The sequence below is a fragment of the Nocardiopsis sp. Huas11 genome, assembly GCF_003634495.1.
Classification (GTDB): Bacteria; Actinomycetota; Actinomycetes; order Streptosporangiales; family Streptosporangiaceae; genus Nocardiopsis.
In genome coordinates this window covers 1,580,610-1,595,421 of sequence record NZ_RBKY01000001.1, presented here as the reverse complement: position 1 = coordinate 1,595,421, position 14,812 = coordinate 1,580,610, and the positions used below count along the sequence as shown (strand labels likewise).

Annotated in this window: 11 protein-coding genes; 8 read left to right on the top strand and 3 right to left on the bottom strand. The window is 73.0% G+C overall.

The features are described 5' to 3' along the window. Positions 1-181 precede the first annotated feature (181 nt). Positions 182-610 (top strand): PPOX class F420-dependent oxidoreductase, encoded by a 429-nt coding sequence (locus tag DFP74_RS07105; protein ID WP_121180964.1) that lies wholly within the window; start codon positions 182-184, stop codon positions 608-610. Between the two features lie 61 nt (positions 611-671). Here the strand turns inward: DFP74_RS07105 and DFP74_RS07100 are convergent, their stop codons facing one another. After that, positions 672-1,406 carry a 3-keto-5-aminohexanoate cleavage protein gene (locus DFP74_RS07100; protein ID WP_121180963.1) on the bottom strand — a complete coding sequence of 245 codons (735 nt, stop codon included), beginning with the start codon at positions 1,404-1,406 and terminating at the stop codon, positions 672-674. Positions 1,407-1,494: 88 nt separating this feature from the next. Here DFP74_RS07100 and DFP74_RS07095 point away from each other — a divergent pair, with 88 nt between their 5' ends. After that, entirely contained in the window at positions 1,495-2,562 is a 1,068-nt protein-coding gene (locus DFP74_RS07095) for a hypothetical protein (RefSeq protein ID WP_121180962.1), read from the top strand. Positions 2,563-2,616: 54 nt separating this feature from the next. Here DFP74_RS07095 and DFP74_RS07090 read toward each other — a convergent pair whose 3' ends face one another. Together DFP74_RS07090 and serC are read right to left on the bottom strand one after the other, a co-directional pair. Continuing rightward, complete coding sequence (locus tag DFP74_RS07090) at positions 2,617-3,627, bottom strand: glycerophosphodiester phosphodiesterase family protein (RefSeq protein WP_121180961.1); 1,011 nt, start codon at positions 3,625-3,627, stop codon at positions 2,617-2,619. 100 nt (positions 3,628-3,727) lie between these two features. Next, on the bottom strand, positions 3,728-4,858 hold the full coding sequence (gene serC / locus DFP74_RS07085; RefSeq protein ID WP_121188094.1) for a phosphoserine transaminase: 1,131 nt from the start codon (positions 4,856-4,858) through the stop codon (positions 3,728-3,730). Positions 4,859-5,076: 218 nt separating this feature from the next. Between serC and DFP74_RS07080 the strand changes: the two genes are divergently transcribed. From DFP74_RS07080 to DFP74_RS07055, 6 genes are all read left to right on the top strand, one after another. Further along, positions 5,077-8,706 carry an ABC transporter substrate-binding protein gene (locus DFP74_RS07080; protein ID WP_121180960.1) on the top strand — a complete coding sequence of 1,210 codons (3,630 nt, stop codon included), beginning with the start codon at positions 5,077-5,079 and terminating at the stop codon, positions 8,704-8,706. A 78-nt stretch (positions 8,707-8,784) separates the two neighbouring features. Further along, a complete protein-coding gene (pdxH, locus tag DFP74_RS07075) occupies positions 8,785-9,438 on the top strand; it encodes a pyridoxamine 5'-phosphate oxidase (protein WP_121180959.1) in 654 nt (217 codons plus the stop codon). A 178-nt stretch (positions 9,439-9,616) separates the two neighbouring features. Next, a complete protein-coding gene (locus DFP74_RS07070; RefSeq protein ID WP_121180958.1) occupies positions 9,617-10,201 on the top strand; it encodes a redoxin domain-containing protein in 585 nt (194 codons plus the stop codon). A gap of 13 nt (positions 10,202-10,214) precedes the next feature. After that, on the top strand, positions 10,215-11,141 hold the full coding sequence (locus DFP74_RS07065; RefSeq protein WP_121180957.1) for a cytochrome c biogenesis protein CcdA: 927 nt from the start codon (positions 10,215-10,217) through the stop codon (positions 11,139-11,141). Between the two features lie 538 nt (positions 11,142-11,679). Next, a complete protein-coding gene (locus tag DFP74_RS07060) occupies positions 11,680-12,381 on the top strand; it encodes a metal-dependent transcriptional regulator (protein ID WP_121180956.1) in 702 nt (233 codons plus the stop codon). Between the two features lie 146 nt (positions 12,382-12,527). Then, positions 12,528-14,810 carry a SpoIIE family protein phosphatase gene (locus DFP74_RS07055; RefSeq protein WP_121180955.1) on the top strand — a complete coding sequence of 761 codons (2,283 nt, stop codon included), beginning with the start codon at positions 12,528-12,530 and terminating at the stop codon, positions 14,808-14,810. Positions 14,811-14,812: the final 2 nt, after the last annotated feature.

Below are 14,812 nucleotides of genomic sequence, written 5' to 3'. Positions count from 1 at the left end.
GAAACCCCACCCTCGCGTAGCGCTCGGGGTGATGGTGGGCGGCGGGTAAGAAGCGCTGGAGCCGGAGGCTCTCGGTTGAGGGTGGAAACCCCACCCCTCGCGTAGCGCTCGGGGGTGATGGTGGGCGGCGGGTGGGAAGGAGTACGGTGACCCGACTCCGCACATCCCCACGGGAGCGACCATGACCGTCTTCACCGGCCCCGAGATCGCCTATCTCAGCGGAGGGCGCGGGGAGCGCCGACTAGCGCGGGTGGCCACCGTGGGACCCGACGGCGACATCCACGTGACCCCGGTCGGCTGGTCGCTCGCCGACGGCGACACCGTGGTGGAGATCAGCGGCCACGACTTCTCCCGCACCAAGAAGTTCCGCGACGTCCAGCGCACCGGACGCGCCTCCATGGTCGTGGACGACGTCCTGCCGCCCTGGCACCCGCGCGGGGTGGAGGTCCGCGGCGACGCGGAGGCCGTGGAGGGGGAGAACCCCAGAATCCGGATCCGTCCCAGGCGCGTCGTCAGCTGGGGCCTGGAGGAGAACGGCGAGCCCGTGCCGCGCAGCGCCCGCACCATCGCCGAGAACATCGCCCCCGACAGCTCCCCTCCCTCGCTCTGACGTTGTCGTCCCGGTCGGGGCCGGCTTCGGCCGGGACCGGCACCGACCGTCCCCCGGCGCCTCAGCCGACGCGGTGGGCGGCGTCGGCCAGGCTCACGGCGTGGGCGACCAGGGCCGCGTTGTCGTGGGCCTCGTCGCCGTCGGGCAGGCGCAGGGTGTCCTCCAGTCCCACACGGATGTCGTACCCGGCCTCGATCGCCGCCTCCAGCATCGGCCAGGCGGTCGCGTCCGCTCCGTGCAGCAGCCGGGGCGCGCCGATCCCGGCGCGGTCGAGCAGCGACAGGATCGCGTCCGCGTTGTCGCGCGCGTCCTCCACCGCCACCTGCGTGGGCTCCACCAGCACCGCGCTCACCTCGATCTTCGTGGCGATGAGGATGCGGGCCGCCTCCACCGTCCACACTCCTGCCTCGACCGCGACACGGCGGTCGTTCAGCAGGTGCACGAGGTCGATCGAACCCGCCTCGTGCAGGTTGACCGTCACCGAGTCCGGCAGCGCCGACGACGCCCACCTCTGCACCAGGTCGTAGCGGCGCCACGGGTCGGACTCGGCCGACAGCGACGAGGTGACCGACACCGGCACCGCGGGGCCCTGGTCGCGCAGGCTCTCCATCAGGGGCGCCACGACCTGCGGTTCCAGCGACTCCGCGCCGCTGGGGTCGCGCGGGTGCAGGTGGATCGAGGTCGCGCCGACGGCGGCCACCGCGTGCGCGTCCGCCACCACCTGGTCCACGGAGACGGGCAGGGAGGGGTGGGCGCCGGGGCGGCGGTCACCGTTCAGGCAGGCTTCGATCCTCATGGGTCCTCCTCACGGCCCTGTATGCGACATGTGCCCGTTACCGCCCGGCTGCAAGCCCCCCGTGTCGACCCCTGGCAGGATGGCGGACATGACAAGACCGCTCGTGTCGGCCGTTGCCGCTCTGATCGTCGCCCTCTCCAGCGCCCCGGCCGCGGCGGAGACGGCCGGACCCGACGACTCCGGTACCGGCGGACTCGACTATCCGCGCGGGGGCGAGGGGCCGGAGGGCTCGGAGGTCGCCTTCACCTTCCAGGACCCGCGGATCGCGGAGTCGAGCGGCATCGCTCCCTCGGGCGTACACGAGGACGTGTGGTGGACCCACAACGACAGCGGCGACTTCCTGCCCGACGTCTACGCGGTGAACGGGGACGGCGAGACGCTGGCCACGGTCTCCCTGGCGGTCGAGCTGCGGGACTGGGAGGCGGTCACCGTCGCGCAGGACCCCGAGGGGCGCTCGTCGGTCTACGTCGGCGACATCGGTGACAACTACGGCGGCAGCTGGCCCAGCGTGCGGGTGCTCCGGTTCGCCGAACCCGAGCCCCTGGCGGACGCGCTCATCGAGCCGCAGGTGTTCACCCTCACCTACGCCGACGGCGGCCGCGACGCCGAGGCGATGATGATCGACCCCCGCGACGGGCGCCTGTACGTGGTGTCCAAGGAGTTCTCCGGCGGCCTGTACGCGGCCCCGGAGACCCTGGACCCGGAGGCGGAGAACGTCCTGGAGCGCGTGGACTCGGCGCCGCTGTTCGTCACCGACGCGGCCTTCCACCCCGACGGCACCCGCTACGCCATCCGGACCTACTGGGGTGTGACGGTCTACGACTCCACCAACGGCGTCCCCGGCCCCGCGCTGGGCTCCTTCGACCTGCCCGAGTCCGACCAGGGCGAGGCGATCGCCTTCTCCCCGGACGGCACCGCGCTCATGGCCGGGACCGAGGGGGCGAACGCGCCGGTGTGGTCGGTCCCGCTGGCCGACGAGTACCTGAGCGAGGAGTCGGTCCCGACCCCGCAGGAGAGCGCGTCCGCCGAGGACGACGCGGACACGGACGCGGAGGCCGTCGGCGGCGGGGGCGGCGCGCTCCCGTTCATCCTGGGCGGGGCCGCCGTGGCGGCCCTGCTCATCGGCGGCATCGTCCTGCTCGCCCGCCGCGGGTAGCCGCCCCCGGCCTTGACGACGGGCCGATCACACGCCCTGGGAACGCCAGTGCCCCTACTCGACGGGCTGCGGGTCCAGGAAGTGCTCCCGGCACAGGAAGGCGTGCCGGGAGAAGTCGGTGAACACGCCGTCGACCCCGGCGGAGAAGAAGGCCTCGTACTCGGCGGCGAAGGCCCCGTAGTCGCCGGGCTCGCCGTCCGAGCACAGGTCGGCGGGCAGGAAGTGGTTCTCGCTGCGGAACGTGTACGGGTGCACCAGCAGCCCGGCCTCGTGCGCGTTCTCCACCAGGTCCGTGGGCTCGCCGAGCGCGCCGTCCTCGTTCACGGGCACCACCAGGCTCTTGTGCGGGCCGATCGCGTGGGCGAACGCGGCCACCTCGGCCAGCCCGTCGGGCGTGGTGTAGTGCAGCCAGTGCTCCTCGGTCCCCATCAGGTAGACCAGGGGCAGCTCCGTCTCGGCGAGCCTGCGCAGACTCTCCGCCTCGAAGGACTGCAGGAACACCGGGAGCCGGGGCTCCTCGCCGGTCAGCCCCGCCTCGCGCAGGACCGCGATCAGCGCGGGCTCCAGGTCCAGCCCCTGCGCGACGTGGTGGGAGGGGTGCTTGGTCTCGGGGTAGATCCCGATCGGGCGGCCCAGCTCCTCGGTGAGCGAGAGCGCCAGGTCGACGACCTCCTCCAGGGTCGGGATCTCGTAGGTCCCGTCCATCATCGCGTTCATCGCCCGCACGTCCTGGAGCCGCTCCACGGCCCGCAGCGTCTTGATCTCGGCGAGCGTGAAGTCCTGCGCGAAGAACCCGGTCACCTCGCGGCCGTCGATCGTGCGCGTGGTGCGCCGGTCGGCGAACTCCGGGTGCGCGGCCACGTCGGTGGTCCCGCCGATCTCCTGCTCGTGGCGGCAGATCAGCCGACCGTCCTTGGTCGCGACGAGGTCCATCTCGATGAAGTCGCCCCCGTGGCGCGCCCCCAGTTCGTAGGAGGCCAGCGTGTGCTCCGGGCGGTGCCCGGACGCCCCGCGGTGGGAGATGATCGTGATCGGGGTTTCCGTCTTGTTCCTGTTCCTGCGCACAGCCGAACCGTCCTGACAAGCGATAGCCGGGAAGTAGAAGAGAGGAGGCCGACCCGCACGGGCGGGTCGGCCTCCTATTCTCCAATGCCGGCGGACCGGGTCAGGCCAGACGCGTGAGCACGTGGTCGATGCACTCGGTGAGGGCCTGCACGTCGGAGGGCTCGACCGCGGGGAACATCGCCACGCGCAGCTGGTTGCGGCCCAGCTTGCGGTACGGCTCGGTGTCCACGACGCCGTTGGCGCGCAGCACCTTGGCGATCGCGGCGGCGTCGACGTCGTCGCTGAAGTCGATCGTTCCCACGACCTGCGAGCGCTTGGCCGGGTCGGTGACGAACGGCGTGGCCACCGACGACTTCTCCGCCCAGGTGTAGAGGATCGAGGACGACTCGGCGGTGCGCGCCACCGTCCAGTCCAGACCGCCCTGGCCGTTCATCCACTCCAGCTGCTCGGCGAGCAGCAGCAGCGTGGCCACGGCCGGGGTGTTGTAGGTCTGGTCCTTGCGGGAGTTGTCCACGGCGGTGGTCAGCGAGAAGAACTCGGGGACGTACCGGCCGCTCGCGGCGATCTCGTCGACCCGGGCCAGGGCCTTGGGCGACATGACGGCCAGCCACAGGCCGCCGTCGGCCGCGAAGCTCTTCTGCGGGGCGAAGTAGTAGACGTCGGTCTCGGCGATGTCCACGGGCAGGCCGCCCGCGCCGCTGGTGGCGTCCACGAGCACGAGGGCGTCCTCGTCGGCGCCGGCGACCCGCTTGATCGGGGCGGCCACACCGGTGGAGGTCTCGTTGTGGGTGAGCGCGTACACGTCCACGCCGGCCTCGGCGACGGCCTCGCCGTGGCTGCCGGGGTCGGTGGAGATGACGGTGGGCTCCGACAGCCACGGAGCGCCCTTGGCGACCTTCGCGAACTTGCTGGAGAACTCACCGAACGCCAGGTGCTGCGACTTGGAGCGCAGCAGGCCGTGGGCGGCGATGTCCCAGAAGGCGGTGGTGCCGCCGTTGCCGAGCACGACCTCGTAGCCCTCGGGCAGCGAGAACAGGTCGCGCACGCCGGAACGCACGCGGGAGACCAGGGACTTCACCGGCTTCTGGCGGTGGGAGGTCCCCATGTAGCGGGAGCCGGAGGCGGCCAGCGCGTCGAGCTGCGCTGGGCGGACTTTGGACGGGCCACTGCCGAAGCGGCCGTCGGCGGGCAGCAGGTTCGCGGGGATCTGAATCTCGTCGGTCACGGTCACCAGGGTAGTGGCCACGGTCACGACACCACCGGTCAGGGCGCTTTCTCGCAGCGTGAAATCACGTGAGGGCGCATCACCGTGTCACAGGCCCGTGGTCCTGGCCGATATGGGCCAGGGCGGATTCGCCGAAAGGGGATGAAAGAACAGGGACCCATGCGGTCTAATGGGGCGCCACCGGGGGGTGAACTGGACAGGACGAGCCGTGGGAGGGCCCGGACGTGGCCGAGGACAAGACCGACGTCCGCGACGACGACGTGTCCGCCTTCCTCCACCTGGAGGTCTTCGACGCCCTGCGCGAGCGCCCCGGCCGCGGGCTCCCCCGGGCCGTGGCCCGACTGGAGCGCCGGGCGGCGCGCCGGATCCCCGTCGTCCGGCACAGCCGCGTCCAGCGCGGCGACATCGCCGAACCCCCGCCGGTCCTGGACCTGGAGGTGCCGGTCGGCCTCGACCGCGGCGCGGTGGTCCGCGACCTGGCCGAGCGCTGCGGCCCCCACCCCGTCTGGCGGCTGCCCCTCGACGACGCGGACACCGCCCGGGGCCGCGTCCGCGACCCCGAGCCCCGTGCCACCACCGACGAGCTCTACGACCTCATGGGCAGGCTGGTGGAGCGGGCCGACCGGGACCACCCGGCGGCCGGCCGCCTGCGCAGGCCGCCGCCGAAGGCACGCTTCCGGCGGCTGCGCTCCCTGCTCCTGCTCCGCGAGTGCGATTTCGACAAGGTCCGCGGGGACGTCCTGCAACAGCAGGAGGCCGAGAAGAAGGTCACCGGTGAGACCGAGGCGCGGGCCAAGGAGGCCCGCCAGCCGCTGAAGGACGGCCAGCGGGCCCAGATCCACGTCATCGCCGAACTGCGGCGGGTGCGGCTGGAGCACCTCAAGCGGCAGGCGAGCGCGGCCCGGGCCCGCGACCCCGAGGAGCGCAGGAGCCGTCTCGGCCTGCTGGACCACTACAGCCGGGCCCTGCACACGGCGGCGGCCTGGATCGCCCGGCTCTCCGCCGGGGTCAGCTTCGGCCGGTTCGACGAACGCCTCATCACCCCGCTCGGGTTCGCCGTCAACCTCGTCGCCTTCGTCGCGCCGCTCGTCCTCGGTACCGTCAGCGTCGTCAACGCCCTCAACACGGTCGCCCAGGGCGTGAACAACATCGCCGGGGCCGTGGCGGCGGCGGTCCTCTTCGTCGTCTACTGCTCACTCGCCCCGTTCCTCGTCCTGCCCTGGCGGTCCTACCGCTGGCTGAACCGCCACGGGTACGTGACCGACAAGGGGGACGCCGACGGGCCGACCAACCACCGCTCCCGGGGCATCCAGGTCCTCAACCTGCTCCACCTCCAGGGCGACGCCGTCGGATACTGCGTACCGGACTCCGAGCCCGCCGGGCCCCGGGACGCGAGCGCACCCCGGCGGCCGGCCGCCGCGCGCCGGCCCGCGCCGGCGGCCCCCTCCTGGTGGTCGAGACTCACCGGCACGGACCGTCCGCGGCCGGCGCCCGCCGCCGACCGCTCCCGTGCGGACCGCACCCGTGCTGACCGCCCCGGTCCCGGCGGGGACAGGCCCCGGCCGCCCCGCGTCCACCAACTCGCCGTCAACGCCTTCCTCGACGACCTCGCCGACGTCTACGGCGGCACGGTCCGGCGCCGCTTCGCCGCGCGCCGCAAGCGCGACCAGCGGCCCGTACTCATCGTGGACCAGCACCGCCTGGACCGGGTGGGCCGCTACCTGGTGCGTCTGATCGAGGACGAGCGGCTGCGCCGAGGACTCCCCGACCCCCTGCTGATCGTGCAGGTGCGCGGCGCGCGCGAGCCCTCCCTGGTGGACGGCGTCGCCGACCCCTGCCGCCACACCTCCCTGCCCGGAGCCGACGACGCGCCGATCCGCCCCGAACACGTCGCCCAGTGGTCCTACGCGCGCTACACCGCCGGGCTCCTGGGCCGGGAACGGACGCTCACGGTCCCCGTGTCCGGCGTCCCCGGCCAGTGGGAGCGGCACGCGGGTCCCCGGTCGGACCGCTGGGTCCTCACCGTCCCGGCCCTGGTCGGAGCCTGGACGGGTGGAACCGTGGTGGCCCTCGCCCCGATCGTGCTCCTGGCCTGGACGGTGGTGCCCACCGCCGTGCAGGAACGCAACCCCTGCGTCGCCGAGGGGGTCCTGCCGCCACGGGGCATCGTCCGCCACGGCGACGACTGCGTCGGGGTCACCGACGGCGAGTTCGAGTTCCACGACCGGTTGGCCGAGGTCGGCGCCCGCGTCCACGAGCAGAACGAGGCCGTCGGCGACGACGCCCCCTACGTCACGGTCGCCTACGTCGGGGAGCTCACCGCATTGGGCGACGACGACCTCGCGCTGGCCGGGGTCCAGGGCGAACTCCTCGGCCTGGCGCACCAGCAGCGGGAGCACAACCAGTCGGCGGGCACGTCCGAGGTCCCGGCGATCAAGCTCCTGCTGGCCAACACGGGGGTGGGCTGGGCCCACGCCGAGGAGGTCGCGGCGATGATCGTGGAGCGCTCGCAGGACGAGCGCCTGGGCATGGACCGGCCGATCGCGGCCGTCGGCTTCGGCCACAGCGTCCAGCCCAACACCGACGCCATCCTCGAACTCGGGGCGGCCCGCATCACCATGGTCGGCACCACCGCCACCTACGACCAGGTCGCCTCCGTGGGCAGCGAGTACAGCCAGTACTTCTTCCCCCTGGCCCCCTCCAACACGCGCATCGCGCGCCAGGCGGCGACGTGGGCCTACGACGGGGTGCGGTGGAACGGCGCCGACCTCGTGGGGGAGGGGACCGAACCGCACCTGCTCCCGGCGCGCACGGCGGTCGCCATCGCGGACAACGACGTCGGGGAGAGTTACGGGCCGCACCTGGCGGTGGAGTTCATGGCGGAGTTCGAGGCGCTCGGGGGGAGGCCGTGGAGCGACGGCACCGACCCCGAACCCGTCTCCGTGGGCCAGAGCCCGCAGTCCGTGGACGGCGTGCTCCCGTACCGCAGCGGCGGCACGAGCATCGCCGAGCACCTGGAACGCGTGTGCGCCGACGACCCTCCCGACCTGCTCTACTTCGCGGGCCGGTCGGTCGACTTCATGGACGTTCACATCCAGCTCCAGGAGGAGGGCGTGTGCCCCGAGGCCGACATGGCCGTGCTGGGCGGTGACGACATCGCCAAGTTCGTCACCGACAACGCCGACGTCATCGGCCGCGCCTCCGACTACCCCGTCTTCTACACGCCCCTGGCGGCCAGCGGCGCGTGGAGCCAGTACACGGGCATGAGCGAGCGCGCGTTCTACGAGGCGGCCGAGGCGCTCGTCGAGGAACTCTACGGGGACGACGCCGAGGGCGCAGACGAGTCGGACGGGGAGGCCGACGCCGACGCCGACGGGGAGGCGGACGCGGCGGACGGCGGCCGGGGGACCGACGACGCCCTCGTCGCCGCGGACGCGGGGCTGCCCTCCACGGCGCACGCGGTCATGGCCAACGACGGCCTGCGGGTCATCGCGCGGGCCCTGCGCGGCATCGACCGGGCGACGCCCCTGGCGGCGGAGGACGCGCCCGCGCCGGCGCCGAGCCCCAGCCCGACCGCGAGTCCGAGCGCGCAGGCCTCGCCCTACCTCTCCACCGCGACGGGCTTCGACCGGGAGCGGGGCGAGCTGTTCACCAACGTCCAGGACACGGTGGGCCTCACCGGCGTGTCCGGCTACATCGGTTTCGGGCAGGGCGACCAGGGCAACTGGTACGAGGAGCGGATGATCCAGCTGGTGGCCGTGGGGCCGCAGGACACGGACGGGCGGCGCCAGCACGTCGTCGCGGCCTGCGGGCGGGTCGCGGCCAGGACCGTGATCGAGCGGGGGTGCCGGTGAGCGCGGCGGACGGCCGTTCCGGCGCCGGGCCCGGTGGCGGGTGGCGCGAGGGAGTCCCGGCGCGAGAAGATGCCCACTGTGGACCACCAAGACCCCGCCGAACTGCGCAAACCGTACATGGGTGACCCCTTGCGCCGTTCGGACCTGGCCGACCATCCGATGACCCAGTTCCACCTGTGGTTCAAGGACGCCGTCGAGGCCGGGCTGGCCGAACCCAACGCCATGGTGCTGTCGTCCGTGGAACCGGGCGGCATGCCCCGGGCCCGAACCGTCCTGATGAAGGGCTACGACAGCACCGGCCTGCGCTTCTTCACCAACTACACCTCGCGCAAGGGGCGGGCCCTGGCCGCCGACCCGCGGGCCTGCGTGGTCTTCCCCTGGCACGCCGTCCGGCGCCAGGTCCTGATCGCCGGCCGGGTGGAGCGGCTCAGTGACGAGGAGAACGACCGCTACTTCGCGACCCGGCCGCGCGGCTCGCAGCTCGGTGCCTGGGCCAGCGAACGCCAGTCGCAGCCGGTCGCCGACCGCGAGGAGCTCGACCGGCTCTACCGGGAGTTCGACCACGTGTGGGCGGTCGACGAGGAGATCCCGCGGCCCTCCTACTGGGGCGGGTACCGGCTGCTGCCGGAGGAGATCGAGTTCTGGCAGGGCGGCGCCGACCGGATGCACGACCGGTTCCGCTACCTGCACGACCCCGTGGACGGATGGGCCGTCGACCGCCTGGAGCCCTGAGAGCGTTCCGGTGTCCCGTCGGTCCGACGGGCCGACGAGTCGGCGGCGGACCGACACGGACGAGCCGACACCCATCGAGATTCCTCCCGGCTGACACGTCTCCCTCGCGCGACCGGCCGCGAACCACCATGGAGAAGCGGTCCGCGCCCCCCGCGGCCGTGAACCGATCGAGGAGACCATGCGACCCGTGCACACGCGCACCGCCGCCGTCGCCGCCGCGGCGGCCCTGTTCCTGTCCGCGTGCGGCGCCCCGGAGGAGGACGGCGGGCCGACCGCGCCGGCGGACGCCGCCCCGGCCGAGTCCGGCACGTCCGAGTCCGGCACGTCCGAGGCACCGCCGGCCGACGAGGCGGTCGACGCGGCCCACCTGGACTTCACCGCCCCCACGGTCGGAGGGGAGGAGGTCGCGGGGACCGACTACGCGGGCGCCCCGGTGGTCCTGTGGTTCTGGGCGCCCTGGTGCACGGTGTGCCGGGGCGAGGCGGGCGCGATCGCCGAGGCCGCCGAGCGCCACGAGGGCGAGGTCGAGTTCGTCGGCGTGGCCGGGCTGGGCGAGGAGGCCGACATGGCGGAGTTCGTCGAGGCCACGGGCACCGACGGGATCACGCACATCATCGACGAGGACGGCACCCTCTGGGCCGGGTTCGGCGTCGCCGGGCAGCCGGCCTTCTCCTTCCTCTCGCCGGACGGCACCTTCGAGACCCACCCCGGCACGCTGAGCGAGGCGGACCTGGACGCCCGCGTCGCCGAACTCGACGGATGAGGCGGGCCGCGTCGTGACCGAGATCCCCTACGCGATCGCACTGTCGGCCGGAGTGCTCGCGGTGCTCAACCCGTGCGGGTTCGCCCTGCTCCCGGCCTACCTGGCCCTGCTCGTGGCCCGCGGGGAAGGCGCCGGGGAGCGCTCCGATCCGCCCTGGCGGGTGGTCGGCCGGGCGCTGGCCACCACGGCCGCGCTGACGGGCGGCTTCGTCACCGTGTTCGGCGCGTTCGCGCTGGTCGCGGTGCCGCTGGCGCTGCGGGTGGAGCGCCACCTGCCGGTGGTCACCATCGTCATCGGCCTGGTCCTGGTGCTGTTGGGCGGGTGGCTGCTGGCGGGACGCCGGCTCGGGATCACGCTGCCCGCGCCGCGTCTGGGCGGCCCCCGCCGTTCGCTGCGCTGGGTGTTCGGCTACGGGGTCGCCTACGCGATCGCGTCGCTGTCGTGCACGGTCGCGCCGTTCCTGGGGGTGACCGCGAGCGCGGTCGGCCTGGGCGGGCCGGTCGCGGCAGTGGGAGTGTTCCTCACCTACGCCGCGGGGACGGCCCTGGTGATCGGGATCGTCACCGTGGCGACCGCGCTGGCCCGGGACGGCGTCATCGTCCGCCTGCGCGGCGCACTGCCCTACGTCACGCGGGTGGGCGGTGCCCTGCTCGTGGTGGCGGGCGCCTACGTCGCCTACTACGGCTGGTTCGAGCTGCGGGTGCTCGCCGGCGGAGCGGAGGCGGAGAACGACCCGATCGTGGGCACCGCGCTGCGGATCCAGTCGACCCTCAACCTGTCGCTGTTCTCGCTCGGTCCCGCCTGGCTGGCCGTGGTACTGGCGGTGCTGATGGTGGCGGGCGGGGCGCTCGTGTTCGTCCGGCGCCGCCTGGCGCGGCCCACGCGCGGCTCCGTCCCCGCCGCGGCCGCGGACCTGGAGGACCGGTCTCCGGAGGCCTGATCGCCGCCCCCGGCCCGGGCGCACGCGTACGGGTCGGTGCGCCGGTTCGGGCGCACGCGTACGGGCCGGGTTCGCGCCCCCGTCCGCCCGCCCGCGGATCCGGCAGCCGGACGCTCGCGCCGAGGCCGTATTCTCGGCGGGCTTCCGGACGAGTTCGCGGTCGTCCACAGGCGTCAGGACCGTGACGCGATCTTGACCGCGGCGCGGGTACGTTCGTCCGCCAGGGTGGCGGACGCCTCCGGACCGGGCATCGTCGCAGGGCAGAGCCCCTTCCTCCGCGATGGTCGCGGCCGGACCGGCGCCGCGCAGGTCGGTCCGCGCGCCGGGTCGCGCGGTCGTGTCCGCATCGTGAGACACCGGCGAATTAGGTGTCGGTGGCGTCACGATATGCTGGTGCCATCGGTGGTCGCTCCCGCGGACCCGCGGACGCCCCGGTCCCCAATCGGCCCCAGGGAATCACGCCGCCCCGGCCTGTGTTGTGAGAGACCTGCCGTGCCCGCCGAACATGCGTCGGGCACAGAGCCTTGGGAGGGGAGACTTGACCGCACACGGGCTGATCGACACCACGGAGATGTACCTCCGGACGGTTTTCGAGCTCGAAGAGGAGGGCATCGTCCCGCTTCGCGCCCGGATCGCCGAGCGCCTGCACCAGAGCGGCCCCACGGTCAGTCAGACGGTGGCTCGTATGGAACGCGACGGCCTGCTGCGCGTCGAGAACGACAGACACCTGGTCATGACGCCCGAGGGCCGCAAGCTGGCCACGCACGTCATGCGCAAGCACCGGCTGGCCGAGCGGCTGCTCGTCGACGTCATCGGACTCCCCTGGGAGGACGTGCACATCGAGGCCTGCCGCTGGGAGCACGTCATCTCCGAGGCCGTGGAGCAGCGTCTGGTGACGCTGCTCAACGCCCCCTCGGTGTGCCCGCACGGCAACCCCATCCCCGGGTTGGACGAGCTGGGCCTGGTGGACTACTCCCCTGAGCCCTTCACCGACGACTCCATCGTGCCGATGCTCGAGGTGGCCGCCAACACCGGCATCACCGTCACCGTCCGACGCATCAGCGAACAGCTCCAGTCGGACCCCGACATCATGCTCAGTCTTCGCAGATCCGGGGTACGACCCGGACAGGAAGTCGTGCTGAGCGCGACGGACGACGGGGTCCGCGTGGTCGGCGGTGACGCGGAGGAGGCCGAGCTTCCCGCGCACGTCGCCGGACACGTTTTCGTCGCCAAACCGTGAACCGCGTCTGGATTGGTTGCTCATCGGGATTGTCACATTGCGCTGCGGGAACGTCCGGGGTGTTGCTACGCTCGCCCCAAGGTGCGGTCGTTCGAAGTACCCGGAGCGAGCATGTATGCAGCTCATGACGGCGAGGTGGCGGCTAGATGACACGGTGGGGTGAGCCCTTCCGGGAGAGCGACGCGCTCGCCACAGCCGCCGTGCTGGACCAGGCGCAGGTCGCCATCGTCGTCGTCGACCGGTTCAGCCTGCTGCGCTACTGGAACCCCTTCGCGCGCGAACTCTTCGGGTTCGTGGGCGGCCGTGACTACGTCGGCCTGTCGCTCCTGGACATCGGCATCCACGAGTCCGACCGCGAGCACGCCTCCCAGCTGGCCCGCCGCGTCCTGCGCGGCGAGCCCTGGGAGGGGACCTTCGCGGTCCTCAAGGGCGACTCCACCTGGATCCACGTGCGCGCCCAGGCCGTGCCCATGCGCGACGACTCCGGCGAGATCGACGGCATAGCCCTCATCGCCCGCGAGGCGCTGCGCAGCGGACGCGTGGAGGAGCAGTACGGCCTGCTGGAGCGGATCGGCAGCCGCCTGGCCAGCTCCCTGGAGTTCGACTCCACGGTCAAGGGCGTGGCCGGGATCCTCGTGCCGCAGTTCGCCGACCACTGCTTCATCGACCTCTACGACCACGACCGCCTGGTCAGACAGGTGTCGGTGCACGCCGAGGGCTGGTCGCCCCCGGCCCGGACCTGGTTCGACGTCGGTGACGAGGTCCGCTACACCGAACGCCACTTCGTCACCCAGGCGCTGCGCCGCCTGGAGACCGTCGTCAGCGGCGACCACCTCTTCGAGAACTCGCCCACCGACCGCTCGGACGTGGTCTCCCGCCAGGTCGGGGTCACCTCCGCCATCGCCGCGCCCCTGCGCGCCCGCGGCGAGGTCCTGGGCGTGCTCACCCTGGCCCTGTCCGGCCTCTCCCCGCGGCAGAAGAGCACCTACGGCGGGTTCGACCGCGACCTCGTGGGCGCCATCGCCTCCCGCGTGGCGCTGGCGATCGACAACGCCCGCCTGTTCGAGGAGGAGCGCAGCACCGCCCTGGCCTTCCAGGACAGCCTGCTGCCCAGCGTCTTCCCGCAGCTGGACGGTCTGACCGTCGCCACGCGCTACCTGCCCGCGGGACCCCTGCAGGCCCACGGGCACGGCGTCCAGACCCAGGTCGGCGGCGACTTCTACGACGCCATTCCGCTCTCCGCCGGACGGGTGGGCCTCGTGATCGGCGACGTGGAGGGCCGCGGCCCCCACGCGGCCGCGGTCATGGGCCAGCTGCGCGCCGCCCTGCGCGCGTTCGCCCAGGCCGACCGGGAGCCCGCCGACATCCTGCGCGAGCTCGACGAGTGGGTACGCCAGCTCGGCCAGCCCGACGGCAAGGGCGGCACCTGGATCCCCAGCGTCAGCTGCCTGTACATGGTCTACGACGCCTGGTCGCGCGAACTGTCCTACGCCAACGCCGGGCACGCCGCGCCCCTGCTGGTCACCTCCGAGTCCGTGGAGACCCTCGACCTGGAGATCACCGACCGCATGCTGGGCGTGCGCGCCAAGGGCGCGGCCGGTGAGGACATCGTCTACCACCAGGCGAACCTGAGTCTGCCCATAGGCGCCACCCTGGTCATGTACACCGACGGGCTGGTCGACCGGCGCCCGATCGGCGGCCGGGCCGACCCCGAGCTCGCGCTGGAGCGCATGGCCGAGCGGGTCGCCGAGGTCGCCGACAAGGACGTCGACCAGATCGCCGAGGTGGCCGCGCACAGCGTCCCCGGCGAACTCGACGACGACACCGCGCTGATGGTCGTGCGCACCCACTCCGACGAACTGGACCTCATGGAGGGCTGGTTCCGCTCGGAGGCCTCCACCGTGGGCGAGGCCCGCCACCTGGCGGCCAACACCTTCAAGGAGTGGGGGATGAGCCGCGACCAGGCCGAACTCGCCTGCCTGCTGGTCTCGGAGATCGTCACCAACGTCGTCATCCACGCCACCCCCCACCCCGTGCACCGCGAGTTCACCGGCAGCGGCGTGCTCGACTCCGAACGGCCGCTGGAGGGCGACGGGCCGGCCGACGACGAGTTCGACGAGGACTGGACCGACCTGCTCGAAGCGGTCTCGGAGGCCGACGAGCCCGCCGAGGAGCCGTGGGAGAAGGAGTTCCTGCTCCGGCTGCGCCGCGGCGCCACCGCGGTGTGGGTGGAGGTCTTCGACCACGACCTCCGGCTGCCGCGCATCCGCAGCGCCGCCGCCGACGACGAGGGCGGTCGCGGGCTCTACCTGGTGGAACAGCTGGCCAGCCGGTGGGGGTCGCGGCCCACACCGGACGGCAAGGCGGTGTGGTTCGAGATGCCGATGCACGGCGACGAGGACGAGGACGGCACCGAGGAACTCGGCTGAGC